Source organism: Arthrobacter sp. zg-Y919, from assembly GCF_030142045.1.
In the GTDB taxonomy this organism is placed as follows: domain Bacteria; phylum Actinomycetota; class Actinomycetes; order Actinomycetales; family Micrococcaceae; genus Arthrobacter_B.
Window position 1 is genome coordinate 66,743 of the sequence record NZ_CP126242.1, and the last position, 24,878, is coordinate 91,620.

The following is a 24,878-nucleotide window of genomic DNA, read 5'->3' on the forward strand; positions in this document are numbered from 1 at the left end:
CCGGGATGTTACGTTGCATACGAACCACCGTAGAGCAGTGCAGGGTGGTTGACGGTCTCGGGTTTAAACCGATCAGACGATGGAGCAGCATGGGCATTTCAGTTTCAGGACGAGTAGTCCTCATTACCGGGGCAGCCATGGGCATGGGACGCCTCTACGCAGAGCGCGCCGTGCGCGAAGGGGCGGCAGCGGTGGTGCTCTGGGACCTCAATGCGCAGGCCCTTTCCGACACCGCCGGGGAACTGCGCGGACTCGGTGGATCCGCCATTTACCCCTACGCGGTGGACGTTGCCTCCCTGCCGGACATTACGGCCACAGCCGAGCAGGTCATCCGGGAGGCCGGCGTTCCGGACATCCTGATTAACAATGCCGGGATTGTGCGCGGCAAGTACTTCTGGGAACACGCACCGGAGGCGGACATTGATGCCGTGATGCAGGTCAACACGCTCGCCCCCATGCAGGTGACCCGTGCCTTCCTGCCCGGCATGATCGAGCGCCGCACACCGGCGCGCATCCTGAACGTCGCCTCCGCCTCCGGCACGCTGTCCGTGCCGAAAATGAGTGTGTACACCGCGTCGAAGTGGGCCGTTATTGGCTGGAGCGACTCGCTGCGCCTGGAACTGGCCGAGTCCGGCAACGGCCATGTTGCCGTGACCACGCTGATTCCCAGCTACATCAAGACCGGGATGTTTGAAGGTGCCCGTGGACCGCTGCTGACGCCGCTGATGGAACCGCAGTACGTGGTCGACAAGGCATGGGAGGCACTCCTCGCCGGGAAGGCACGGCTCCAGCTCCCGTGGACAGTGGCCCTGGGCAGCGCACTGCGCAATGTGCTGCCGCAGCCGGCCTGGGACGTGGTGGCCGGACGGGTCTTTAAGGTGTACCAATCCATGGACCACTTCACCGGCCGGAAACCGGCTGCCCCGGACGCCGCAGCTTCCGGAAGCACCCAGTCATGAGCGAAATGGTGTCTGCGTTCTCCCCTGATGCCGCCGTTGGTGCCGTTCCTGCCGTGCTGGCCCGCCTGCGGGAATCCTTTGATTCCGGCCGTACCCGGCCACTGGCATGGCGGCGGGAACAGCTCCAGGGACTGGTCCGCCTCTTCGCTGAACGGGAACAGGACTTGGCGGAGGCACTGGCAGCAGACCTGGGCAAGAATCCGCTGGAAAGCTACGTCACTGAGCTTTCACTGGTGCGGGCCGAAGCGGAACACGCCCTGAAGCATCTGGAAACGTGGGTCCGCAGCAAACGCGTTCCGGTCCCGCTGGGGCTGCAGCCGGCGTCGGCCCGGACCGAACCCCGGCCGTTGGGCGTGGTGCTGATCATCGGTCCCTGGAACTATCCCGTGCAGCTGGTCCTGGCACCGCTGGTCGGCGCGCTGGCCGCAGGCAACGCGGCCGTGCTCAAGCCCAGCGAACTCGCCCCGGCGACGTCGGCCGTGCTGGCGGACCTGCTGCCGCGCTATGTGGACCCCGCCGCCGTGGCCGTGGTCGAGGGCGGGCAGGAGGCAAGCACCGCCCTGTTGAAGGAACGGTTCGATTCGATCTTCTTCACCGGTGGGGAACGTGTGGGCCGGATTGTGCTGCAGGCAGCCGCCGAACACCTGACCCCGGTCACCCTGGAACTGGGCGGAAAATCCCCGGCCGTGGTACTGGACGGCAACTGGGCCGCCGTCGCCCGCCGCCTGGTGTTCGGGAAGCTGCTCAACGCCGGGCAGACCTGCGTGGCCCCTGACTATGTCCTGGTGACGCAGGAGGCCGCCCCGGCCCTGAAAAAGCACCTGGTCCGCGCAGTTGCGGAACAGTTCGGCAAGGATCCGTCCCGGAGCAGGGACCTGGGCCGGATCGTCAATGAAGCGCACTGGGAACGGCTGGTGGGACTACTGGACAGCGGAACGGTCCTGTCCGGCGGACGCAGCGACCGCGGCAGCCTGTACCTGGAACCGACCATCCTCACGGATGTGGCTCCGGATTCGCCGGTGATGCAGGAGGAAATCTTCGGCCCCATCCTGCCGGTCCTTGAGGTCCGGGACCTGGCGGAGGCAATGAAGTTCATCAATTCCCGCCCGGTGCCGCTGGCCGCGTACCTGTACAGCGACTCCGCCGCGGACCGGAAGGCGTTCGAAGCAGGGGTGCGGGCCGGCAGCATCAACCACAATGCCAGCACCGTGCAGCTGGCCGTGCCGGGCCTGCCGTTCGGCGGTGCGGGCGCCAGCGGCACCGGTGCGTACCACGGCAGGTATTCCTTCGATACGTTCAGCCAGCTGCGGCCGGTCTTCACCAAGGGCACCCTGTTGGATACCCTCCGCTTCGCATACCCGCCCTATACGGGGCTGAAGAAACGGATCCTGCGCCGGCTCCTCTGACCGGCAGGCACGCTGTTTAAAGCGGAAAGGGGTGCACCTGCAGGTGCACCCCTTCTGCTTGCGCAACGGAACCTAGGAAATGACGCCGTCCACGATGGCCTTGGCTTCGGCCTGGACCTGGTGCAGATGCTCCTCGCCCTTGAAGGACTCGGCGTAGATCTTGTAGACATCCTCGGTACCGGAGGGCCGCGCCGCGAACCAGGCATTCTCGGTGGTCACCTTCAACCCGCCGATGGGTGCCCCATTGCCGGGTGCCTCGGTCAGGCGGGCCGTGATCTCTTCGCCGGCCAGGGTGGTGGCGGTGACGTCCGACGGCGAGAGCTTGGCCAGCGCTGCCTTCTGGTCCCGGGTGGCCGGTGCGTCCACGCGGGCGTACTCGGGATCGCCGAACTGGTTTGTCAGCTCGCGGTAGCGCTGGGACGGGGTCTTGCCGGTCACTGCCGTCATCTCCGAGGCCAGCAGGGCCAGCAGGATGCCGTCCTTGTCAGTGCTCCACGGCTGGCCGTCGAGGCGGAGGAAGGAAGCGCCGGCGGACTCCTCGCCGCCGAAAGCGGCTTCGCCGGAGAGCAACCCGGGCACGAACCACTTGAAGCCGACCGGAACCTCCATCAGGACCCGGCCCAGATCGGCGGTGACGCGGTCGATCATGGACGAGGAGACGAGGGTCTTGCCCACCATGGCGTCGGAACTCCAGCCGGAGCGGTTGCGGTACAGGTAGTCGATGGCGGTTGCGAGGTAGTGGTTCGGGTTCATCAGCCCCGCGTCCGGGGTGACAATGCCGTGCCGGTCGGCGTCGGCGTCGTTGCCGGTGGCAATGTCGTAGTCCGCGGCCCGCGAAATCAGGGATGCCATGGCGTACGGGGAGGAGCAGTCCATGCGGATCTTCTCGTCCCAGTCCAGGGTCATGAAGGCCCACTGCGGGTCCACGTTGGGGTTGACCACGGTCAGGTTCAGGTGGTGCCGCTCGGCGATGGCGCCCCAGTAGTCCACGGAGGCACCGCCCAGGGGATCGGCGCCGATGTGGAGTCCTGCACTGCGGATGGCGTCGAGGTTCAGGACCGCGGGGAGGTCTTCCACATAGTGCGCCAGGAAGTCGTAGGTTCCCACCGAGTCCGCCAGGCGCGCTTCGCCGAGGGGGATGCGGCGGACGCCGGCCAGGCCGTTTTCCAGCAGCTCGTTGGCGCGGTCCGCAATCCAGTTGGTGATATCGGAACCGGCCGGCCCGCCGGTGGGCGGGTTGTACTTGAAGCCGCCGTCCGCGGGCGGGTTGTGTGACGGGGTGACCACAATGCCGTCGGCCTGCTCGGTCCGGGTGGCATTGTGCCGGAGGATGGCGTGGCTGACGGCGGGGGTGGGCGTGAAGCCGTTGCGCGCGTCGATCTGTACGTTCACGCCGTTGGCGGCCAGGACCTCAAGTGCCGTGTTCTGTGCCGGTTCGGACAGTGCATGCGTGTCCTTGCCCATGAACAGCGGTCCGGTGATGCCCGCTGACGTGCGGTACTCCACGATCGCCTGGGTAATGGCGGCAATGTGCTGCTCGTTAAAGGCACCGTTGAGGGAGGAGCCCCGGTGCCCGGAGGTTCCGAACGCCACGCGCTGTGCAACGTTGGCTGGATCCGGGACGACGTCGTAATAGGCGTCCAAAAGCGCAGTGAGATCTACAAGGTCGGAAGGTTCGGCACGCTGGCCGGCACGATTAGACATACCCCTAAGCATGCCAAAGAAACGGCGCAGACGGCAGACACGGCCCTGCAGGGAAACCGGGGCCGGGGGCCTTAGGCTCTATCCCGAAGTCTTGGCGGCGGGAAGCCAGGGCGTGTCAGGGGGAAGAGCATTGTGGCTGTTTCAGGCGGTTTTGGTCCAGCACGGGAGCGTGTGCCGCAGGGCCTGCGCCGCGGCACCCGGGCGCTGATGGTGGGTTTTAACGTGCTTTACCTCTGCGCCGCCCCGGTGTTGTGGTTTTTCTGGACGCAGCGGGCAGCGTTCCGGCTGCCCAGCTGGGCGGAAAACACTGCGGGTTTCGCCGCCGGCCCCTTGGCCGTCCTGGTCCTGGCCGCGGCGTGGATTACTGCCGGTATCCTCTTCGCCCGGGGCCGGCGGCAGGCCGGAGCGGCGGCGTTCAACACCATCTGCGCGCTGGGCGCACTGGCCGCCGTGAGCGGCATGTTCGTGCTGGTCAGTGCGGGGCTGGACCGCTGACGGGGCTGGCACCGCTGTTGGGTTACCAGAGCCGGCTGCTTGCCAGCCGGGCACCCTCGCCCAGGGCCTCGAGTTTGGCGGCCGCGATCTGGGGATGCACCCGTCCGCCCAGCCCGCAGTCAGTGGAGGCAATGATGTTTTCCCGTCCCACCAGCCCGGCGAAACGCTCGATCCGGTCCGCCACCAGTTCCGGATGCTCCACCACGTTGGTGGCATGGGAGACGACGCCGGGGAGGATGACCTTGCCGTCCGGCAGTTTGGTGTCCTCCCAGACCCGCCATTCGTGCTCGTGCCGCACGTTTCCGGCTTCAAAGCTGTAGCCGCCCGCGTTGATCCGGAGCAGGGTGTCCACCAGATGCCGGAACTCGATGTCCGTGGTGTGCGGCCCGTGCCAGGAGCCCCAGCATAGGTGGAACCGGACCTGTTCCTCCGGGATGCCGCGCAGGGCGTAGTTCAGGGCCTCCACACGGACCTGCGTGAACCTCAGGTAGTCCTCGACGGACGGTTCGGGATTGATCTGGTCCCAGTTCTCCGCGATGGACGGGTCATCGATCTGGACAATCAGCCCGGCGTCGGCAATGGCCAGGTATTCCTCGTGCATGGCGTCCGCACACGCGTAAATGAACTCTTCCTCGGTGGCGTAGTACTCGTTGGCAATCCGGGAACAGGACCCGGGGGACAGTGACGCCAGGAAGCCTTCCGTCAGCCCCGCCGACGCCAGTCCCGCCTTGAGGTTGGCAATGTCGTTCGCCACGGCGTCGTACCCCGTGTATTCCACCGGGCCCGTGACCTTCGGGAAGACCTTCTGCGCGCCCGTGGTGATGCCCGACGACGGGTCGGAGTAGGCCGCGGAAAAGCGTTGCCGGTCGCGGCGGTCGCCGAAGCTGGTGAGGACCACACTGCCCGGTTCGGAGCGGTGCGGCCCCATGTCCCAGATTCCCGTTTCGGCCACGCTCAGGCCGGCGAGCCGGGAGAAGGAATAGGACCACCAGGCCCCGTAGTCGACGTCGGCGGACATTGCGTGGCCGTATTCGCCGTCGTTCGGAATGTCGATGCCGGCCTTCAGCTGGCGGGCCACCAGGTCGGCGACGGCGGCCTGCAGCAGCTCCGCGTACCCCCCGGTGTCTGCGGGATCGGCTTCGCGTGCCGCATTCGCGGCCAGCAGTTCAGGAGTACGGGGAAGGGAACCGGCGTGGGTGGTCAAAATGCGGTCAGTGCTTTTGCGCATGGCAGTCATCCTTGGGAAGCAGTGCTCTTGCCGGCACCGGACGCCCGGAAGGGCGGTGCAGGCCGCTTCGTCATCCGAACCACCCGCGAAGCATGGGGTTGGTGCACGGCCAAGTCGGAGCTTGGCGGCCGTGTCTCCTGAAGCTGGGACCCATCCTAACCACGTCCCTGGGGTGCAGCCAAGTATGTCTGAGGACACAAGCGGACACAAAAAAGGACGGCGGCACCGGAGAGTTCCGGTGCCGCCGTCCCTGCTGCAGTGGTGCGGGGTGCTGCTAGCGCACGCCGCCCATGAGCTTCTTGATCGACGGTGTCGCCGCGGCAAGGGCAATGCCCAGGATGATTGCGGTGACGCCGCTGAAGGTGAAGTAGCTGACTTCGGTTGCGGGATCGTAGAACTGTGCCAGCCAGCCGGCCAGGGTGGTGCCCAGGGAGACGGACAGGAAGAACAGGGCCACCATCTGGGTCCGGAAGACTTCCGGAGCCAGCTTGGTTGCCACCGACAGGCCGATCGGGGACAGGAACAGTTCAGCGAAGGTGAACAGCAGCAGGATCCCGGCCATGGCCAGCAGCGGGGTGCTGTTCGGGGCACCTCCGGAGAACGGAATGAAGGCCAGGAAGGCGAGGCCCATCACGGCCAGGCCCATGGCGAACTTCAGCGGGGAGGACGGCTGGCGGTCGCCCATCTTGGTCCACACACCGGCGAAGACCGCGGCGAAGATGATGATGAAGACCGGGTTAATGGACTGCACCCAGCTCGGCGGCATTTCCCAGCCGAAGATGCTGCGGTTCAGGGAGGTGTCCGCGTACATGGCAACCACCGTGAACTGCTGCTGGAACAAGGCCCAGAACGCAGCGCTGGCAATAAAGAGCGGCATGAAGGAGTACACCCGGCGGCGTTCCACCTGGTTCACCTTCTTGCTGCTGAGGATGATGACGAAGTAGGCGACGGAAGCCACGATGGCCACGGCCGCCATGACCACGGCGAGGTTCTTGGCGGTCAGGATGTTGAAGACAACGGCCAGCGCAATAACAACCAGACCGGCCACGGCAATGAGCCCGACCTTCATGTACTGCTGCTTCGGGAGCGGGTTGGCTACATGATGTGCGGATTCGGGCAGGTTCTTGCGGGTTACGCCGTACTGCACCAGACCGATGGCCATGCCGATGGCGGCCAGGCCGAAGCCGTAGTGGAAGCCGTACTCGGTCCAGGCCAGACCGGTCAGGATCGGGCCGATCAGGGCACCGATGTTGATGCCCATGTAGAAGATGGAGAAGCCGGCGTCGCGCCGCTGGTCCTTCTCGTCGTACAAGGTGCCGACGAGCGATGTCGCATTGGCCTTGACGCCGCCGGAACCCAGGGCGATCAGGATCAGGCCCGCGGCCAGTCCGACGGCGCCGGGAAGCACGGCCAGGGAAATGTGGCCCAGCATGACCAGTGCGGCGGCGTAGAACAGCACCCGTTCGGCGCCGAAGACGCGGTCCGCCAGCCATGCACCGAGGATGGTGGAGAGGTACACGCCACCGCCATACGCACCGACCAGGGAGACGGCGATGGCTTCGTCGATGCCGAGGCCGCCGTCGGTGGTGCTGTAGTACATGTAGTACAGCAGGATGCCCTGCATGCCGTAGAAGGAGAATCGCTCCCACAGCTCAACACTGAAGAGGTTGGCCAACATCCGGGGATGGCCGAAGAAGGTTTTACGCGCTTCTTTTACGCCTGGGGTACTGGGGGTATGGCTCACGAGTTTAATATTCCCACCCCCGGGAGGGGTGAATGCAGCCACAACCGAAAGAATCCGCCGGGGAACGCGAACCTTCCCTGCCCGCACGTGGGGAAGGTCACACGTAAATGGGCCAATCCGGCCCGCATTACATGCTTGGGTGCCTGCATGACGCCGGGATTTGCACGTCCGGCGCGGAATTCCCTCACCACCGGGCGGGTTGGTACAGGTATGGCCAGCCTCAGTGTTCCCGTCTCCATCCTTGACCGCGCCAACTCGCGGGAAGGGTTTTCCGAAGCTGATGCGCTCGGTGCCGTACTTGAGCGCGCGGAGGCGGCGGAAGTGCTCGGATACCGCCGCTTTTGGGTGGCCGAGCATCATGCAGTGGCGGGAATCGCCGGATCTGCGCCCGCCGTCCTGATGGCTGCCCTGGCAGCGCACACCAGCAGCATCCGGATCGGTTCCGGGGGTGTCATGCTGCCGAACCATCAGCCGCTGGTGGTGGCCGAACAGGCGGCCACCCTGCAGGCCCTGAATCCCGGCCGGATCGACCTTGGCCTGGGCCGGTCCATCGGGTTCACACCGGCGGTGCGGACCGCGCTGCGGGCAGGGCAGGCCGAGGCGGAACAGTTCGAAGCGCACCTGGCGGAACTGCTGGCCTACCTCGACGGCACCGCGCCCATCACCGCCCGCCCGCAGGACGGCGGCCGAACGCCCGTCTTTGTGCTGGCCACAGGTGCAGGTGTGGAGATAGCCGCCCGGGCCGGACTCGGCGTCGTTCTGGGCGGCCCGGCGTTATTCCGGACCAACAGCGCCGGCCGGGCCGGTGCGCTGGAGCGTTACCGCGCCGCCTTCCGCCCCTCGGACCGCTTCCCACGCCCCTATGTCGTGGCTGCCGTCAACATTGCGGTGGCCGGGACCGAGGAGGCTGCCGAGGAACTGCTGCTGCCCGAAGCGCAGGCACTGGCCGCTTCCCGGACCAAGGGTGTTTTTCCCGCGCTGTCCAGCGCCGCCGGCGGCGCCGACCCGTCACCGCGGCACCAGGACCTGGTCCGCGGCACCCTTGACACGTCTGTCTATGGAACCGTCGGCCAGGTGCAGCAACGCCTTGAGGAACTGGTGGCTTCCTCCGGAGCGGCCGAACTGCTGGTGACCGGCGGCGCCTTCGACGTCGAGGGGCAGCGGGAATCCGACCGCCTGCTTGCCGGACTGTTCTAGCCGGAGGTCAGTAGCCCAGCTGGCCGGCGACGGCAAGCAGGTCCGCTTCGGCGCCGGGCCGGCCGATCAACTGGATACCCATCGGCAGGCCGGCGGCGGTGTCCAGCACCGGCAGGGTAATGGCGGGAAGGCCGCAGACATTCACCATGGACGTAAAAGGGGAGTATTGGCACTGGCGTGCGTAGTCCTCATCCGCCCGGTCTTCGGCACTTCCGCCCTCGCCGGCGTACCAGCCAACGGGCCGCGGCGTCATGCCCAGGGTCGGTGTCAGGACCATGTCGTAGGCGCTGTATTGCCGGATGGTCTCCAGCTCGAAGGTCCGGAGGACGTCGACGGCGGCCACCAGGTCCGCCGCACTCCGCTGAAGTGCCCTCCGCCGCATCACCGCGGCCAGGTCCGTCAGCCGCTCCTCGCCGCCCGGGGACAGAGCGGCGGTCGCCAGCCCGGCGGTCCACACCACCTGGAACGCGTCCGGATAACGCTCGTCGTACCTCAGATCCGTGTCCACCAGATCGTGGCCGGCGCGGGTGAGGGCGGCAACGCCGGCGTCGAGCGCCTCCACGGCCTCGGGATCGAGCCGGATATCCAGCCGGGATTCGAAGGGTGAACGGGTACTGACGCCGATCCGGAACCGTCCCTCGGCCCGCAGCGCCGCCGCCAGGAAGGTTCCCGGGGCAGCAGCGGCGCTGGTGGCCCGGTAATTGGGTTCGTCGACCATCGCGTCCAGCAGCAGCGCCGCATCGGCGGCGCTCCGGGCCAGTGGGCCGGCTACGACGAACTGGCCCAGGTCCTGCTGCGCCGATCCGGCCGGGACCCTGCCCCGGTTCGGCTTCAGGCCCACCAGGCCGGTTGCCGCTGCCGGAATGCGGACGGACCCGCCGCCGTCGGTTCCCGGAGCAAAGGGGATCAAACCCGCGGCCACTGCCGCGGCACTTCCACCGGAGGATCCGCCGGGGCTGAGCCGCGGATCGCGGGGATTCCGGGCGGGCGGACCCACCTGGTTTTCGCTGTAGCTGCTGAGCCCGAATTCCGGGACCTGCGTTTTGCCCAGGCTGATTGCCCCGGCGCGGCGCAGGACGGCCGGAAGCGGCGCGTCGTCCTCCGCCACCCATGGGTCCAGCGCGGCGCTGCCCAGGGTGGTGCGGACGCCGGCCACATCGGTCAGATCCTTATGTGCCAGCGGCATCCCATGCAGCAGGCCCAGCCGTTCTCCCCGGGCGCGGCGGACGTCAGCCGCCCGCGCTTCCGCCACGGCCTGCTCCGGCGTCGGCGTCAGGAACGCGCCCAGCGCCGGGTTGAGCTCCTCGATCCGCCGGAGATAGTGGACAGTGACTTCCTCGGCGCCCAAACTGCCGGAGGCCAGGGCATCCCGCAGTTCGACGGCGGTCATCTCGTGGGGAGCGGGCATTGCATACCTTTCGTTGCATGCTGGATCCGGGCGTTTATTCTCCCGGACCGCGTCCCACTATAGGCTGGAGAAAACGGCCCTGCGCAGCGGGACCCGGGGCGTTCCCGGGAGCGGTGCAGGGCGATCAGCCGTACGACAGTGAGGGCAGCGATGAGCGAGATGCAGAGCGTAACCGTAGAGACCATCCCCGAGGGCGCAAAGATCCTCGACGTCCGGGAAGACTACGAGTGGGATGCCGGGCACGTCGACGGCGCCCTCCACATCCCGCTCGACCGGCTGCCCGAAGCCCTCGATGACCTGGATCCGGATCAGGACCTGGCCGTCATCTGCCGCACCGGCGGCCGCAGTGCCCGCGCCACCCAGTGGCTGGAGGCCAACGGTTACTCCGCAGTGAACGTCAATGGCGGGATGGGTGCCTGGCTCGAAGCGGGCAAGCCCATGGTCTCCGACAACGGGCAGGAACCGACCGTTAAATGACGTCCGCCGCCGATACCCGCCCCGCCCCGCACCACTCCGGTCCGGAAGGGGAAGCCGTAGTCTACGCCTACCTCGGGCCGGAAGGCACCTTTACGGAGGCGGCCCTGCTGAGCATTCCTGGCGCCCAGGACGCGGTCCGCATTCCGGCCCCCAGCGTGAATTCGGCACTGGAAATGGTCCGTTCCGGACAGGCGACCGCTGCGGTTGTTCCGATCGAAAACTCCGTCGAAGGCGGGGTCAGTGCCACCCTCGATGCGCTTTCCGCGGGAACCCCGCTGCGGATCCTGCGTGAGGTCCTGGTGCCGATTACGTTTGTCCTGGCTGCGCGTCCGGGGACCGGTCTGGCCGACATCCGCACTGTCTCCACGCATTCGCACGCGTGGGCGCAGTGCCGCGAATGGGCGGCAGCAAATATTCCGGACGCGGAATATCTTCCCGCGTCCTCCACGGCGGCAGCCGCCGTGGAACTCGGGGGCCCGGAGCCGGGCTTCGAAGCGGCCATCTGTTCCCCGCTGGTTGCGCGGCGGAGAGGGCTGGAGGTGCTCGGGGAGGATATTGGCGACGTACGGGACGCAGTGACCCGGTTCGTGATGATCAGCCTGCCCGGCCTGCTGCCCGAACCCACCGGAGCGGACAAGACCACCCTGGTGGTTCCCCTTCCCGAGGACCACCCGGGAGCCCTGATGGAGATCCTGGAGCACTTCTCCACCCGCGGCGTGAACCTGAGCCGGATCGAGTCCCGTCCCACGGGGGTGTTCCTTGGCGACTACTTCTTCAGCATTGACGCAGACGGCCATGTGGCGGACGCCCGGATGGCGGACGCCTTGAAGGGCCTGCACCGGATCAGCCCGGAGCTGCGCTTCCTGGGTTCCTATCCGCGGGCGGACCAGCGCGAGACGGAGATTTCCCGGCATACCAGTGACGAGGCGTTCCGCGCCGCCGACATTTGGCTCGAGTCCGTACTGAACGGATACTAGGGCGAGAAGCCGCTGCCGGTCAGGCAGCGGCGCGTGAAAGGTGCGCACCATGGGTCGACTGCGGCGGAGCAACTGCGAACATCCCGGCTACTCCCGGCGGCGCTGGGGCAAGGGCTTCAGCTACCGGGATGTCCGCGGCGGGATCATTACCGACCGTGCCGTCCTGGCCCGGATCCGTTCGCTGGCGATTCCGCCGGCCTGGACGGAGGTCTGGATCAGTCCCTATCCCAATGGCCATATCCAGGCCACGGGAACCGACGGGGCGGGCCGCAAGCAGTACATCTACCACCCGCACTGGCGCGAAATGAAGGACCGCGAGAAATTCGACCGCGCCCTCGAGTTCGCCCAGTCCCTTCCCGCCGCACGCCGGCTGATCACCAAGCACCTGCGGGCAGAGGGCTGCGGGCCCGAGCGTGCCCTGGCGGCGGCTTTGCGGATTGTCGACGCCGGGGCGCTGCGGGTCGGCGGGACCAGATATGCCGAGGCCAACGGCTCCTACGGCACCACGACGCTGCGCATCGAGCACGTGTGCCTGGACGGAACCGAGGTGCGCTTCGACTTCCCGGGCAAGAGCGGCCAGGAATGGCACACCTCGATCAAGGATGCGGACCTTGCGGCGGCCATCGATCCCATGCTCCGGCGTCCCGGCGCGGATACGGCGCTGGCCTACCTGGGGGTGGACGGAGCCTGGCACAGTGTGGATGCCGCCCAGCTCAATGCCTTCCTGAAGGAAGTGACGGGCGGGGACTTCAGTGCCAAGGATTTCCGTACCTGGCAGGCCACCGTCGTCGCCGCAATGTCCCTGGCCCGCCTGGCGCCGTCGGCCGTTACCACCCGGGCCAAGCAGAAGGCCGTGGCGGCCACGGCCCGCGATGTTGCCGAGCACCTGGGCAACACGCCGGCCATTGCCCGCAAGTCCTACATCGACCCGCGCGTGGTGGACCGGTTCTTTGACGGCCGCGTGATTCCGGTAACCGGGTTTTCCGCGTCGGAGACGGCTGTGCGGATGATGCTCGAGGATTAAGCGGGTTTCCGCGGGCACCGGCGATAAGTATGCTGATGGAAGGCGCGTGCAGTATTGGCGCTCTGGACGACCACTCCAGATTTGGACAACCAACAAATTTGGACAACCAAAGGAAGGTGCCGGCATGAGCGAGTACCCCAACGAACAAGAGCAGCTCAAGGACCCGAAGCCCAGCGGTGTTTCCACCAATGACGATAACTACCGCGGCGATGTCGGCGACCAGGGCAACGACATCCGCTTTGCCGAGGAAGAGGCACTGATCCGCGAGCAGGCTTCCCCGTCCTCCCTCGAGGACGAAGGCAAGTACACCGCGGCAGAGGGCGCCAAGACGGACGAGGACCGCGAAGGCGGCTACACCGACGCCGAAGGCACCCAGGACGGCAAGTAACGCCTTCCCCTGGAAGCGGCGCTGCACCCACCGGTGCGGCGCCGCTTTTTGCTTCCGGCTGTTAGGCCTTCGGCGGCAGCACTTGCGAGGGCGGCACCCGGACCAGCAGGGCATCGGTATCCACCTCGACCGTGATGCTGGTGGCCGGGCCGGTCAGGTCGCCGTCGAGCTGGGTCTGTGTGGGTTCCGCGACGGTCACCGTGATTTTCCGGACCCGGTGGTGGCTGATCACCGGGAGGTCCTTGGGATAGCGCGTCATCACCTTGCCCGCCACCCAGGCCCAGCCCAGGACACTGCGCGGGCTGATGATGACGACGTCGAGCAGGCCGTCGTCCACCACGGCGTCGGGGATGAAATCGATGCCGGCGGGCAGCCGTCCGGTATTGGCCACGAGCACACTGTGGACCTTCTGGGACTGCGCCGGCCCGCCGTCCAGGCTGACGGACATCCGCGTGCGGCGCCCCGGCAGCAGACGCACGCCTGCTTCGCTGTAGGCCAGCCAGCCCACCCGCTTTTTCAGGCCGTCCCGGGTTGCGGCGATCACCTGGGCATCCAGTCCAATGCCGCCCATCACCAGAAAGGCATTGTGGGAGCGCTGGCCGGTCGATGAGTCTTCGAGCAGGATGTCGGCCATATCGATCCGCCGCACGTCTCCGTGGAGGGCGTTACGGATGTTTCCCGTCAGGTCGGCGACGGAGATGTCCAGGTTGCGGGCCAGCAGGTTGCCCGTGCCCAGCGGAATCAGCCCAAGCGCGGCACCGGAATGCGCCACGGCCCGCGAAACCTCACGGATGGTGCCGTCCCCGCCCGCAGCGAGCACGACGTCGGCCCCCGATTCCAGTGCCTGCAGCGCCTGCAGGTAGCCGGGGCTGTCCACAGTGGTTTCCAGAATCAGGGGCGGATCCCAGCCGGCGAGTTCACACGCGGTCCTGAGCACCGCTTCGGCGTCGGCGGCCAGCGCCTTGATGGGATTAACGACCATGGCCACCCGCTGGTGCGCCGCCCCCCGCGGGGCGAATACTGCCGCGTCCGCTGCTGCCCGCCGCCGGGTTCGGGTGCCTGCAATAACCCAGGTTGCCGCGGAAGCCAGCAGGGCGGTGCAGAGGACAAGGAAGAGCGTAATTTCAACGGGCATGATGCATCCCAGAATAGCCGTCACACCGCGGATCAAAGGCCGGGCAGGTTTTCGGTACTCTTGAATCGTGATCGATGTAAATGAGCTCCGCGAAAACCCTGAACAATTCCGAGCCTCGCAGCGCGCCCGGCTGGCCGACGAGAGCATTGTGGACGCGATCATTTCCGCCGACGCCGCCCGCCGCGACGCCCGGACCCGCTACGAGACCCTGCGCGCCGAGCAGAACGCCTTCGGCAAGCGCGTGGCACAGGCCAAGGGCGAAGAGAAGCAGGCCCTTCTGGCCGAGGTCAAGGAACTGGCTGCCGCGGTCAAGGCCGCCGGCGCCGAGGCCGACGCCATCCAGGCGGAATCCGACGCACTGCTGCGCCGGATCCCGAACCTGGTGTCCGACGGCGTGCCCGTCGGCGGCGAGGACGACTTTGAGGTCGTCAAGACGGTCGGCAAGCCCCGCGACTTCGAGGCCGAGGGATTTGCCCCCCGCGACCACCTGGAAATCGGCGAACTGCTGGGCGCCATTGACATGGAGCGCGGCGCCAAGGTGTCCGGCTCCCGTTTCTACTTCCTCCGCGGCGTCGGCGCCCGGCTGGAACTGGCACTGCTGAACATGGCCATGGACCAGGCCGTGAAGGCCGGGTTCGTCCCGATGATCACCCCCACCCTGGTGCGTCCCGAGACGATGCAGGGCACCGGCTTCGACGTGGCGCACGACGCCGAGATCTACCGGCTCGCCGAAGACGACCTGTACCTGGTGGGCACGTCCGAGGTGCCGCTGGCCGGCTACCATGCCGACGAAATCCTCGAGCTCGACGGCGGACCCGTCCGTTACGCCGGCTGGTCCTCCTGCTACCGCCGGGAAGCCGGTTCCCACGGCAAGGACACCCGCGGCATAATCCGGGTCCACCAGTTCAACAAAGTGGAAATGTTCGTCTACACCCGGCCGGAGGACGCCGCGGAAGAGCACCGCCGGCTGCTGGCCTGGGAAGAGGAAATGCTGGCCAAGGTCGAGCTGCCCTACCGGGTCATCGACACGGCTGCCGGCGACCTGGGTATGTCCGCGGCCCGGAAGTTCGACTGCGAGGCCTGGGTTCCCACCCAGAACGCCTACCGCGAGCTGACGTCCACCTCCAACTGCACCACCTTCCAGGCCCGGCGCCTGAATATCCGCGAACGCCAGGCCGAAGGCAAGGGCACCCGCGCCGTGGCCACCCTGAACGGAACGCTGGCGACCACCCGCTGGATCGTCGCCATCCTGGAACACCACCAGAACCCGGACGGCTCCGTTAACGTGCCGGCTGCACTGCAGCCGTACCTGGGCGGCCTGGAGGTTCTTCCGGTCCTCTAGGTCCGAGGGTTCGGTGTCCTAGCCGCCCTCCGGCCGAATCTGCTTAGATAAAACGATGACAACTTTGAGTACCGCTGGCATCGAAGACCAGCGAACCCCTGACAAGCGGCACCTGGTAGCCCTGGATGTAGACGGAACACTGGTGGACCACGACGGCCACATGTCCCCGGGTGTGCGCAATGCGGCACGCGAGGCCATCCAGGCCGGACACCATCTGGTGGTGGCGACGGGCAGGTCCTACGGGGCCGCGCTGCCGATCCTCGAACTCCTGGGCCTGACCGAGGGGTACTGCGTCTGCTCCAACGGCGCGGTGACACTTCGTCTGGATCCGTCCCTGGAAGACGGCTACGAAGTGCTGGACCGCGTGGTCTTTGATCCCCAACCGGCTCTCGCCGCGCTGCGGGAAAAGCTCCCGACGGCGAAGTTCGCCCTCGAAGACGCCGAAGGACGGTTCCTTTCCACCGAGCGCTTCCAGGACGCGAGCTTCGGCGCCGAAGCCCTCGCGGTGGATTTTGAGGCCCTGCTCGAGGCACAGGCCGTCCGGGTGGTGGTCTTCAGCACCGACAGCACGGCCGAGGAATTCGGCTCCGCGGTGGGGGCGATCGGCCTGCACGGTGTGACGTATTCCGTGGGCTGGACAGCCTGGCTCGACATTGCCGCGGCCGGCGTGACCAAGGCCAGTGCCCTGGAACAGGTCCGCCGCCGCCTGGAGGTGGATCCCACGCTGACCGTCGCCCTGGGTGACGGCCGCAATGACATCGAGATGCTGGACTGGGCCTCCCGGGGCGTGGCCATGGGCCAGGCACCGGAAGAGGTGCTCGCGGCGGCATCCGAAGTTACCGGCACCGTTTACGAAGACGGCGCGGCCAGCGTGCTGGCCAGCGTACTGCGGGGCCTAGCCTAGCTGCCCTTCCCGGGCGCGGTCAGGCGCCGTAGGGCAGCGCGGCCGGCGGCAGGGACGCCGGCCCATACACCAGGCCCAGCAGGCGTGCGGCGGCAGGCCGGGTGGCCCATTCCTCGCTCCAATGCGACCGGACCACCGCCTTGCTCACTGCCTGCGCGGTGATTCCCAGTTCCTGGGCAACGAACTTCTGCTGTCCACGCGCTCCGGGTGTCATGAGGTCCAGGACCTTCCACTCGGCGTCGGTCCGGGCCGCCACGATCAGGCCCAGCAGGCGCAGCACGGCTTCCGCCTCCGCTGCCAGCTCCGCATCCGGCCCATCCACGGCAAGCGGGACCCGGTCACCCGTGCGCTGGGCCCGTTCCACCGCCCGGCGGGAGTAGACGAGTCCGTAGCCCCGCGCGTCCCGGAGATCGTCCGGCAGCGGAAGCTGGAGTTCACCCACCCCCACCCCCACATGCCAGCGGCGTTCCCGGACCGCCGTCAGCGCGGCCTCCACCGCAGCCGAGGCATCCGTGAGCACACCCTGGGCTTCATCGCCGACGGTGCGCTGGAAGGGAACCGCCGCCGGCAGGTGACGAAGGGACCGGATCAGGTCCGGAACCAGATCCCCGACTTCCCGGGAATCCCGCTGGTTAATGGTCAGCACATAATGCATGGCCCCAGCATGTCAGACCGTCCCTGAAAACAACCGAATGCGGTTGCGGCGCGCCCAGAGAGCGCGGAAAGACACCCGGCCGGGCGGTAGAGTCGGCCGCATGACCAGCCAGGAGCACGCACCCCGCCCGGACCGCCGCCCCCTGCTTCGCCTGCTGTTTGTGGTGGGCGTCATCCTTCTGGGGGCCTGGGCGGCATGGCTTACGCATAGTTGGATTGTCCTCGCGGTTGCCGTCTTCGTGGCGGTTTTCCCAGCCCGGACCCACGGCGGGGACATGCGTTCCTGGGCGCGCAGGGCAGGCGGCGGCAGCTGAGTATTTAAACGCCGACGGCGGCCGGCCCCCGAGGGGACCGGCCGCCGTCGTACTGCGGAACGTTAGTTGTTGACGGGGTTGGCGTCGACGTCGCGGCCCTGGGCCTGATCGTCTTCGTGGCCTTCGCCCTGGGCGGAGAAGCGCTCTAGGGAAGCCTTGACCTCGGCTTCGGCTGCTTCGCGGCCGGCCCAGTCTGCGGCTTCAACCCACTTGCCCGGCTCCAGGTCCTTGTACTTGGTGAAGAAGTGCTTGATTTCATCCAGCAGGAAGTCGGACACGTCCGAGAGGTCCTTGATGTGGTCAAAGCGCGGATCCACCGGAACGCACAGGACCTTGGCGTCTCCGCCGCCGTCGTCCACCATGTTGAACACGCCGATGGGGCGGGATTCCACCAGCACGCCCGGCATCAGGTCGAAGTCCTGCAGCATCACCAGGGCGTCCAACGGATCGCCGTCCTCACCCAGGGTGTTCTCGAAGTAGCCGTAGTGGGTGGGGTAGGCCATGGAGGTAAACAGGACCCGGTCCAGGCGCAGGCGGTGGGTTTCGTGGTCGATTTCGTACTTGACCCGGGACCCCTTGGGGATCTCGATGGTGACGTCGAGCTTCATTGCAACTCCTCACTGGGTGGCCCGCAGGGGGAGCCACTGGAAAGACTGGATAACGGATACGGCCCCGGCGTGCCCGGAACGGAAAGGTCGGGCGGGACGCCGGCGTCGGTCTAGTGTTAAAGATATATGTCCTGCGCCGGGTTCGGCGCACAGGACCCGTTGGCCGGGGGAACCGGCGAAAGTGAAAGAGTCGGTGGGACATGTCTCGGATGTTCTCCGGCACGCTGCTGGCCCTTGCCTTTGCGGTGCTGCTGGTTCCGCTGGCCTGCTATGCCCTCCCGCCCGTTGCCGAAGCAGTGACCGGCTCGCGGCTGGAGCGTACCGAGGTTGTTCCCGGGTATCTGCGGGCCCCTACTAAACTGGCCGGCAGCGGTCCCGTTTCCGCTCCGAAACCGTCGGATCCCCTGCCTGACCAGGAGACACTGGGGCGGCTGCTGGATGCCGAGCTCGACGTGGACGGCAGCGGCGCCTTCTCCGCGGTAGTGCAGGACGTTCTGACGGGAACGGTGCTCTATGACCGCAACGGCACCGCCGGCCAGGCTCCGGCCTCCAGCCTCAAGGTCCTGACCGCCGCCGCGGCACTGTCCGCGATGGACGGCGGCACCCGCTTTCCCACCACTGCACTGCCGGGGGAGGATCCCGGCACCGTGGTCCTGCGCGGCGGCGGCGATGTGCTGCTGACGGCGGGCCCGTCGGATCCGGAGTCCGTGGCGGGCCGGGCCGGACTGGCCACCCTCGCCGAGCAGACCGCCTCGGCGCTTGCCGCAGCCGGGACCGCAGGCCCGGTAAAGGTCCTTGTGGACGATTCCCTGTTCACCGGCCCGGCGCTCTCCGATGCCTGGGGAGAGGCCGACGTCGAGGCCGGCGAGATTGCTCCTGTCTACTCCCTCGCCGTGAGTTCCGCCTGGGCAGAGGAAGGCACCGGGCCGGGTCCGCGCGTGGACGACGCCGCCCTGTCCGCGGGGGAGTCCTACCGCGCCGCGCTTGCCGAAGCCCTTTCCGGACAAGGCATCGCCGTGGAGCCGGACGTGGAACGCGGCACCGCTCCCGACGGGGCCGCCGCCCTGGCCGAAGTCCGCTCCGCACCGCTGACCGAGCAGGTCGACTACATGCTGTTGAACTCGGACAACTACCTGGCCGAGGTGCTGGCCCGGCTCAGCGCCGCAGCCTCGGACCGCGAAGCATCCTTTGCCGGGGGGATCGAGGCCGTCAAAGCCGAGGTCGCCGGCCTGGGCGTGGATACCGGAACGATGGTGCTTGGCGACACCAGCGGGCTGTCCGGGGAGACCTCGGTCTCCGCCGAGCAGCTGACCTCGCTGATGCAGATCCTGCTGACCACCCCCGACCCCGATCTGCGCGCAGTTGCCGGCGGGCTCCCGGTTGCTGCCCTGAGCGGCACCCTTGCCGACCGCTACGACGGAAACACGGATTCCGGTGCGGCAGGAATTGTCCGGGCCAAGACGGGGACCCTGCTGGCGGTCACCTCCCTGAGCGGCTATGCCACGGACGCGGACGGCAGGGTGCTCGCGTTCACCTTCATTGCCAGCGGGTTGAACGGAAACACCCAGCAGGCGCGTGACGCCGTGGATTCCGCCGCAGCAGTGGTGGCCGGGTGCGGCTGCCGGTAATACCGCCGCAGCGTTCCCCAAGGTGGTGCGGCCACGCGAGGCAATGTGGTCGAATGGACCAATGGAGAGCAACGAGCGAGGCCATCGAACCCCTGTACCCCCGAACAGCATGCCCTCCGGCGCGCCGTCGCTCGTGAACTGGGACCTGGCCGCATCCACCGCTGCCGCCATGGTGGCGCCGGGTCCAAAGATGTCCGCCCGCGAGATCCGCACTGCCGTGGCTGAACTGCGGGCCGCCGCCGAGGCATCCGTGGCGCACGTCCACCGCATCACCGGGCTGGAGGCCGCCCGGGACCTGCGGGATTCGGACGTCCTGATCGTGGACCGGGCCTCGTGGGCCCGCGCAAACTCGCAGAGCTTCTCAGTCTTGATGGGTCCGGCCCTAAAACACCTGGCCGAAACCCGCCCGGAGCAGCTGGCCGCCGCCAACACGGCACTGGGCGGAACCATGACCGGCGCGCAGCTGGGCACCATCCTCGCCTTCCTCTCGAGCAAGGTCCTGGGCCAGTACGATCCCTTTGCCGCCCTGGGCGGCGTCGGCAAACCCGGTGGACGGCTGCTGCTGGTGGCGCCGAACATTGTCACGCTGGAACGCGAATTGAACGTGGAACCCGCCGACTTCCGCCTCTGGGTCTGCCTGCACGAGCAGACACACCGGGTGCAGTTCGCCGCCGCGCCCTGGCTGCGGGAGCACATGCTGGAGCAGATCAGCCAGCTCTCCAACGGGATGATGGACAAGGCGCAGACCATTTCGGAGCGGCTGGGCTCCGCCGTAAAAGCGCTGGCAGCCCCCAAGGGCGGCGTGGATGCGGACGGCGTGCCGAAGAAATCCGTGGACCTGCTCTCCCTGCTCCAGGACCCGGAGGACAAGGAACGCCTCTCCCACCTGACCGCCGTGATGTCCCTCCTGGAAGGCCACGCAAACGTGGTGATGGACGCCGTGGACGCGAGCATTGTGCCCAGCGTCAAGACCATCCGGCAGCGGTTCAACAACCGCGGGGCCAAGCGCACCTGGATCGACCGCTTCTTCCGCCAGATCATGGGCCTGGACGCCAAAATGCGCCAGTACAGCGACGGCGCCCGCTTTGTCCGCGCCGTCACTGACTCGGTAGGCATGGAAGGCTTCAACCGCGTGTGGGAGCGCCCCGAAAACCTCCCGACCGAAGCGGAGATCCACTCCGCGGACCTATGGATTGCCAGGATGGGACTGTAACCGAACGTGCTCGACGAAGACCGCAACACCTCCACTGCCGCAGACAGCACACCCCACGGAACCCCCGGAAACACCGGCGGATCCGTCCGTCCCGCCCCCCGGGTGCGCAAGCGGCTCCTGCCGACGCTCGGGGACGCCCGCAACAGCATCCGTGACACCCTGCGCGACGCCGGCCTGGCTCCGGGCGGAGAGCAGCCGCCGCTGATCCTGGTCGCCTGCAGCGGCGGCCCCGATTCCCTGGCCCTGGCCGCCGCAGCATCGTTCTTCTCCCGGCGCGGGGACTACCGCGTGGGCGCCGTCGTCGTGGACCACGGGCTGCAGCCCGCCAGCGCCGAGGTGGCGGTGCAGGCGCGGGACAAACTGGAACGGATGGGACTGGAGCCGGTGCTCGTCCGGCAGGTGGAAGTGCCTGCCTCCGGCATGGGACCCGAAGCCGCCGCCCGGACGGTCCGCTATGCGGCGCTGGACACCGCCGTGGCGGAACTTGGGGCCGACGCCGTCCTGCTGGGGCATACCCTCGATGACCAGGCCGAGCAGGTGCTGCTGGGCCTGATGCGTGGGTCGGGCACCCGTTCGCTGGCCGGAATGCCCGCCGTTCGGGGAAAGTACCTGCGGCCTTTCCTGTCCCTGCGCCGGGAACAGACCCTGGAGATCTGCGAAGACGCCGGACTGGATCCGTGGCACGATCCCAGCAACCGCGACCCGGCCTACGCCCGGTCCCGGGTGCGGACCGAGGTGCTGCCGTTCTTGGAGGAAAAACTGGGTCCGGGCATTGCCGAGGCGCTGTTCCGTTCCTCACGTATCCTTTCCGCCGATGCCGACTACCTGGATGCCGTGTCAGCGCAGGCATTTGCGGAGCTGCGTGCCGCCGCCCCGCAGGGAGACACCACCGGTTCCGAAGAGCTCCTGCTGCCCGAAGCGCAGCTGCGTGCCCTTGCCCCGGCCGTCCGCCAGCGGGTCCTGGCCCTGGCCGCGGTCGAACTCGGTGGTGCACAGCCGAGCTACGAACGCCTTGCCGCCGTCCAGGCCCTGCTGCGGCGGACAGGTTCGGCCGGACCGGTCCAGCTGGTGGGGAAAGTCAGTGTGTACCGCCAGCCCCGGGCCAAATCGGTTCACCACGGTGCCTCAAGCTATGGCAATCTTGTGTTTAGGAAAAAGAGCAGCACCTAACATCCAAGCTGCAACACTGCGCACCCGGGAGTCATTCGTGGATTCACACGACGTCCAGTCAGATCTCAAGCACGTTCTCTACACCAAGGAACAGATCCAAACCCGGATCACAGAACTGGCGGCCGAAATTGACCGCGACTACGCCGGCCGCGACGTCCTGCTCGTCGGCGTGCTCAAGGGTGCCGTGATGGTGATGGCGGATCTGTCCCGCGCCCTCCACAGCCACGTGACCATGGACTGGATGGCGGTGTCCTCCTACGGCTCCGGCACGCAGTCCTCCGGTGTGGTCCGCATCCTCAAGGACCTGGAAACCGACCTGCTCGGCAAGCACGTGCTGATTGTCGAAGACATCATCGACTCCGGCCTGACCCTCTCCTGGCTGCGCACCAACCTGGAATCCCGTGGACCGGCCAGCGTGGAAATCTGCACCCTGCTGCGCAAGCCGGACGCTGCCAAGGTCGAAATCGACGTCAAGTACGTCGGTTATGAAATCCCCAACGAATTCGTCGTCGGCTTCGGCCTCGACTTTGCCGAGCGGTACCGCAACCTGGACTTCATCGGCACCCTGGCACCGCACGTCTACGAATAACCCCGGCGGCCCCGTTCCCCCCTCCCGCCGACCCGGGGCTGACCCGGGACTGACCCCGGACCGGCTCTGACGGGACGCTACGCCCTGAGGGAACTAAACCCCGCTCCGGACCGTGTTCTTCTGGGGACGGTGTATAGCTAGTAGGTAAATTCCGCGCATACCAGCGTTGTTGATCAGGAGGGACGGGGCTTTAGCCCTGACGACGAATGAAATCCAAGAACTTCTTCAAGGGCCCGGCCATTTGGATCGCGCTGGCATTGGCTGCTCTTTTGATCATCCTGCCGAGTCTTTCCGGCACGGGTGCCAAGCAGGTGGATACCAAGGAAGGCCTGGAACTCCTGCAAAACAAGGATGTGTCGCAGGCAAAGATTTACGACGGCGACCAGCGCGTTGACCTGACATTGACTGACGAAGCAGCCAAAGACAAGGACAGCCCCGATGTGCAGTTCTACTTCGGCACTGCCCGCGGCGAGGAAATTGTCGACGCGGTCAATGATTCCGGAGCGAACTTCACCGACCAGCCGGTGCAGACTAACTGGTTCACCAGTTTCCTGGGATTGTTCCTGCCGTTCATCATCATCGGCCTGATCTTCTGGTTCCTGATGTCCCGTATGCAGGGTGGCGGCTCGCAGGTCATGAAGTTCGGTAAGTCCAAGGCCAAGCTGACCAACAAGGACATGCCGCAGGTAACCTTCGATGACGTCGCCGGTGCTGACGAAGCCGTTGAGGAACTCCACGAGATCAAGGAATTCCTGCAGGATCCCGCCAAATTCCAGGCCGTGGGCGCCAAGATCCCCAAGGGCGTGCTGCTCTACGGTCCTCCCGGAACCGGTAAGACCCTGCTGGCCCGCGCCGTCGCCGGCGAAGCAGGCGTGCCGTTCTACTCGATTTCCGGTTCCGACTTCGTCGAAATGTTCGTTGGCGTGGGTGCTTCCCGCGTCCGCGACCTGTTCGAACAGGCCAAGGCCAACTCCCCGGCCATCATCTTCGTGGACGAGATCGACGCCGTCGGCCGGCACCGCGGAGCCGGCGTGGGCGGCGGCAACGACGAACGCGAGCAGACACTGAACCAGCTGCTGGTGGAAATGGACGGGTTTGACGGAAACAGCAACGTCATCCTGATTGCCGCCACCAACCGTCCCGACGTCCTGGACCCGGCACTGCTGCGTCCGGGCCGCTTTGACCGCCAGATCGGCGTCGAAGCCCCTGACATGCAGGGCCGCCTGCGGATCCTGGAAGTCCATGCCAAGGGCAAGCCGATGGCACCGGGCGTGGACCTCGAAACCGTGGCCCGCAAGACTCCGGGCTTCACCGGTGCGGACCTGGCGAACGTGCTCAACGAAGCAGCCCTGCTGACCGCGCGTTCCAACGCAGACCTGATCGACGACCGTGCCCTGGATGAAGCCATCGACCGCGTCATCGCCGGGCCGCAGAAGCGCAGCCGCGTCATGAAGGAACTCGAACGCAAGATCACCGCCTACCACGAGGGTGGACACGCCCTGGTGGCCGCGGCGCTGCGCAACACGGATCCGGTAACCAAGGTGACCATCCTGCCGCGCGGACGCGCGCTGGGCTACACCATGGTCCTTCCGCAGGATGACAAGTACTCCATCACCCGCAACGAGCTGCTGGACCAGCTGGCCTACGCCATGGGCGGCCGGGTCGCCGAGGAGATTGTCTTCCACGATCCCTCCACGGGTGCCTCGAACGACATTGAGAAGGCCACCTCCACGGCCCGCAAGATGGTCACGCAGTACGGCATGAGTGAGCGGATCGGTTCGGTCAAGCTTGGTTCCGGCGGCGGAGAGCCGTTCCTGGGCCGGGACATGAGCCAGGAACGGAACTACTCCGACCAGGTGGCCTACGTGGTGGACGAGGAGGTCCGGCGCCTGCTGGACAACGCGCACGACGAGGCGTACCAGATCCTCACCGAAAACCGCGATGTCCTCGACCGGCTCGCCCTTGAGCTGCTGGAACGCGAGACGCTGAACCAGGCGGAGATTGCCGAGGTGTTCTCCGACGTGCGCAAGCGCGACGTCCGTGAAGTCTGGCTGTCCAAGCCCACCCGGCCCGTGCACAGCATGCCGCCGGTGGTCTCCGCGAAGGAACGGCGCGAGGCTAAGGAAATCGGCGCCCCGGATCCGGCCTCCGTTGCTCCGCAGGACCAGATTGCCGACGCCGACCTTCCGCAGGACTTCGACGTCTCCGGCAATGGAATGCCGCAGAGCAGCGGTCAGGGCAGCCATTCCGGCCGGAGCGGAAACTCCGGCACCGGCAACACGGCACCGGACGCGTAGGCGGACGGGCGGCCCGC

General features: G+C 67.0%; 23 protein-coding genes and 1 riboswitch. Of the genes, 16 read left to right on the plus strand and 7 right to left on the minus strand.

Annotated elements, in window-relative coordinates; translation table 11 throughout:
• The first annotated feature begins 89 nt into the window (after positions 1 to 89).
• Positions 90 to 959, plus strand: a complete 870-nt coding sequence (locus QNO10_RS00325) for an SDR family NAD(P)-dependent oxidoreductase (RefSeq protein ID WP_229945748.1) — start codon at positions 90 to 92, stop codon at positions 957 to 959.
• On the plus strand, positions 956 to 2,365 hold the full coding sequence (locus QNO10_RS00330) for an aldehyde dehydrogenase family protein (protein WP_229945746.1): 1,410 nt from the start codon (positions 956 to 958) through the stop codon (positions 2,363 to 2,365). Before QNO10_RS00325 ends, QNO10_RS00330 begins: the two co-directional genes overlap by 4 nt.
• Positions 2,366 to 2,437: 72 nt before the next feature.
• On the opposite strand, the gene pgm is transcribed toward QNO10_RS00330, so the two are convergent.
• On the minus strand, positions 2,438 to 4,069 hold the full coding sequence (pgm, locus tag QNO10_RS00335; RefSeq protein ID WP_229945744.1) for a phosphoglucomutase (alpha-D-glucose-1,6-bisphosphate-dependent): 1,632 nt from the start codon (positions 4,067 to 4,069) through the stop codon (positions 2,438 to 2,440).
• A gap of 132 nt (positions 4,070 to 4,201) precedes the next feature.
• Here pgm and QNO10_RS00340 point away from each other — a divergent pair, with 132 nt between their 5' ends.
• The gene (locus QNO10_RS00340; RefSeq protein WP_229945742.1) at positions 4,202 to 4,564 is read left to right on the plus strand and encodes a hypothetical protein; all 363 of its coding nucleotides are present in this window, start codon (positions 4,202 to 4,204) and stop codon (positions 4,562 to 4,564) included.
• Between the two features lie 22 nt (positions 4,565 to 4,586).
• On the opposite strand, the gene QNO10_RS00345 is transcribed toward QNO10_RS00340, so the two are convergent.
• Together QNO10_RS00345 and QNO10_RS00350 are read right to left on the minus strand one after the other, a co-directional pair.
• Positions 4,587 to 5,792: a cobalamin-independent methionine synthase II family protein gene (locus QNO10_RS00345; protein ID WP_229945740.1), complete on the minus strand. Its 1,206-nt coding sequence runs from the start codon at positions 5,790 to 5,792 to the stop codon at positions 4,587 to 4,589.
• 18 nt (positions 5,793 to 5,810) lie between these two features.
• A riboswitch (SAM riboswitch) is annotated at positions 5,811 to 5,935 on the minus strand.
• A 131-nt stretch (positions 5,936 to 6,066) separates the two neighbouring features.
• A complete protein-coding gene (locus tag QNO10_RS00350; protein ID WP_283995851.1) occupies positions 6,067 to 7,536 on the minus strand; it encodes a peptide MFS transporter in 1,470 nt (489 codons plus the stop codon).
• Between the two features lie 210 nt (positions 7,537 to 7,746).
• On the opposite strand from QNO10_RS00350, the gene QNO10_RS00355 reads away from it, so the two are divergent.
• A complete protein-coding gene (locus QNO10_RS00355; protein ID WP_229945738.1) occupies positions 7,747 to 8,733 on the plus strand; it encodes an MsnO8 family LLM class oxidoreductase in 987 nt (328 codons plus the stop codon).
• Between the two features lie 7 nt (positions 8,734 to 8,740).
• Here the strand turns inward: QNO10_RS00355 and QNO10_RS00360 are convergent, their stop codons facing one another.
• Positions 8,741 to 10,141 carry an amidase gene (locus QNO10_RS00360; protein WP_229945736.1) on the minus strand — a complete coding sequence of 467 codons (1,401 nt, stop codon included), beginning with the start codon at positions 10,139 to 10,141 and terminating at the stop codon, positions 8,741 to 8,743.
• Positions 10,142 to 10,291: 150 nt separating this feature from the next.
• On the opposite strand from QNO10_RS00360, the gene QNO10_RS00365 reads away from it, so the two are divergent.
• The 4 genes from QNO10_RS00365 to QNO10_RS00380 all read left to right on the plus strand — a co-directional run bounded on the left by QNO10_RS00365 (position 10,292) and on the right by QNO10_RS00380 (position 13,007).
• The gene (locus QNO10_RS00365; RefSeq protein ID WP_229945732.1) at positions 10,292 to 10,618 is read left to right on the plus strand and encodes a rhodanese-like domain-containing protein; all 327 of its coding nucleotides are present in this window, start codon (positions 10,292 to 10,294) and stop codon (positions 10,616 to 10,618) included.
• Positions 10,615 to 11,595 carry a prephenate dehydratase gene (pheA, locus tag QNO10_RS00370; RefSeq protein ID WP_229945729.1) on the plus strand — a complete coding sequence of 327 codons (981 nt, stop codon included), beginning with the start codon at positions 10,615 to 10,617 and terminating at the stop codon, positions 11,593 to 11,595. The genes QNO10_RS00365 and pheA overlap by 4 nt, the downstream gene beginning before the upstream one ends.
• A 49-nt stretch (positions 11,596 to 11,644) precedes the next feature.
• The gene (locus QNO10_RS00375) at positions 11,645 to 12,619 is read left to right on the plus strand and encodes a DNA topoisomerase IB (RefSeq protein ID WP_229945727.1); all 975 of its coding nucleotides are present in this window, start codon (positions 11,645 to 11,647) and stop codon (positions 12,617 to 12,619) included.
• A 124-nt stretch (positions 12,620 to 12,743) separates the two neighbouring features.
• A complete protein-coding gene (locus QNO10_RS00380) occupies positions 12,744 to 13,007 on the plus strand; it encodes a hypothetical protein (protein ID WP_229945724.1) in 264 nt (87 codons plus the stop codon).
• A 61-nt stretch (positions 13,008 to 13,068) separates the two neighbouring features.
• On the opposite strand, the gene QNO10_RS00385 is transcribed toward QNO10_RS00380, so the two are convergent.
• On the minus strand, positions 13,069 to 14,142 hold the full coding sequence (locus tag QNO10_RS00385; protein WP_229945721.1) for a diacylglycerol/lipid kinase family protein: 1,074 nt from the start codon (positions 14,140 to 14,142) through the stop codon (positions 13,069 to 13,071).
• A gap of 67 nt (positions 14,143 to 14,209) precedes the next feature.
• Here QNO10_RS00385 and serS point away from each other — a divergent pair, with 67 nt between their 5' ends.
• On the plus strand, positions 14,210 to 15,484 hold the full coding sequence (serS, locus tag QNO10_RS00390; RefSeq protein WP_229945719.1) for a serine--tRNA ligase: 1,275 nt from the start codon (positions 14,210 to 14,212) through the stop codon (positions 15,482 to 15,484).
• A gap of 55 nt (positions 15,485 to 15,539) precedes the next feature.
• Positions 15,540 to 16,388 carry an HAD family hydrolase gene (locus QNO10_RS00395; protein ID WP_229945716.1) on the plus strand — a complete coding sequence of 283 codons (849 nt, stop codon included), beginning with the start codon at positions 15,540 to 15,542 and terminating at the stop codon, positions 16,386 to 16,388.
• A 19-nt stretch (positions 16,389 to 16,407) separates the two neighbouring features.
• Here QNO10_RS00395 and QNO10_RS00400 read toward each other — a convergent pair whose 3' ends face one another.
• Positions 16,408 to 17,043 (minus strand): hypothetical protein, encoded by a 636-nt coding sequence (locus QNO10_RS00400; RefSeq protein WP_229945713.1) that lies wholly within the window; start codon positions 17,041 to 17,043, stop codon positions 16,408 to 16,410.
• Between the two features lie 100 nt (positions 17,044 to 17,143).
• Here QNO10_RS00400 and QNO10_RS00405 point away from each other — a divergent pair, with 100 nt between their 5' ends.
• Positions 17,144 to 17,356: a hypothetical protein gene (locus QNO10_RS00405; RefSeq protein ID WP_229945710.1), complete on the plus strand. Its 213-nt coding sequence runs from the start codon at positions 17,144 to 17,146 to the stop codon at positions 17,354 to 17,356.
• A gap of 62 nt (positions 17,357 to 17,418) precedes the next feature.
• Here the strand turns inward: QNO10_RS00405 and QNO10_RS00410 are convergent, their stop codons facing one another.
• Complete coding sequence (locus QNO10_RS00410; protein WP_229945706.1) at positions 17,419 to 17,964, minus strand: inorganic diphosphatase; 546 nt, start codon at positions 17,962 to 17,964, stop codon at positions 17,419 to 17,421.
• Positions 17,965 to 18,164: 200 nt separating this feature from the next.
• Between QNO10_RS00410 and dacB the strand changes: the two genes are divergently transcribed.
• The 5 genes from dacB (at position 18,165) to ftsH (ending at position 24,861) form a co-directional block, all read left to right on the plus strand.
• Entirely contained in the window at positions 18,165 to 19,592 is a 1,428-nt protein-coding gene (gene dacB, locus QNO10_RS00415; protein WP_229945704.1) for a D-alanyl-D-alanine carboxypeptidase/D-alanyl-D-alanine endopeptidase, read from the plus strand.
• A 61-nt stretch (positions 19,593 to 19,653) separates the two neighbouring features.
• Complete coding sequence (locus tag QNO10_RS00420; RefSeq protein WP_229945701.1) at positions 19,654 to 20,805, plus strand: Rv3626c family coenzyme F420 biosynthesis-associated protein; 1,152 nt, start codon at positions 19,654 to 19,656, stop codon at positions 20,803 to 20,805.
• 6 nt (positions 20,806 to 20,811) lie between these two features.
• On the plus strand, positions 20,812 to 21,975 hold the full coding sequence (gene tilS / locus QNO10_RS00425; RefSeq protein WP_442860208.1) for a tRNA lysidine(34) synthetase TilS: 1,164 nt from the start codon (positions 20,812 to 20,814) through the stop codon (positions 21,973 to 21,975).
• A gap of 37 nt (positions 21,976 to 22,012) precedes the next feature.
• A complete protein-coding gene (gene hpt, locus QNO10_RS00430) occupies positions 22,013 to 22,564 on the plus strand; it encodes a hypoxanthine phosphoribosyltransferase (protein WP_227912540.1) in 552 nt (183 codons plus the stop codon).
• Between the two features lie 206 nt (positions 22,565 to 22,770).
• Positions 22,771 to 24,861 (plus strand): ATP-dependent zinc metalloprotease FtsH, encoded by a 2,091-nt coding sequence (ftsH, locus tag QNO10_RS00435; protein WP_229945699.1) that lies wholly within the window; start codon positions 22,771 to 22,773, stop codon positions 24,859 to 24,861.
• The last annotated feature ends 17 nt before the right edge of the window (positions 24,862 to 24,878 follow it).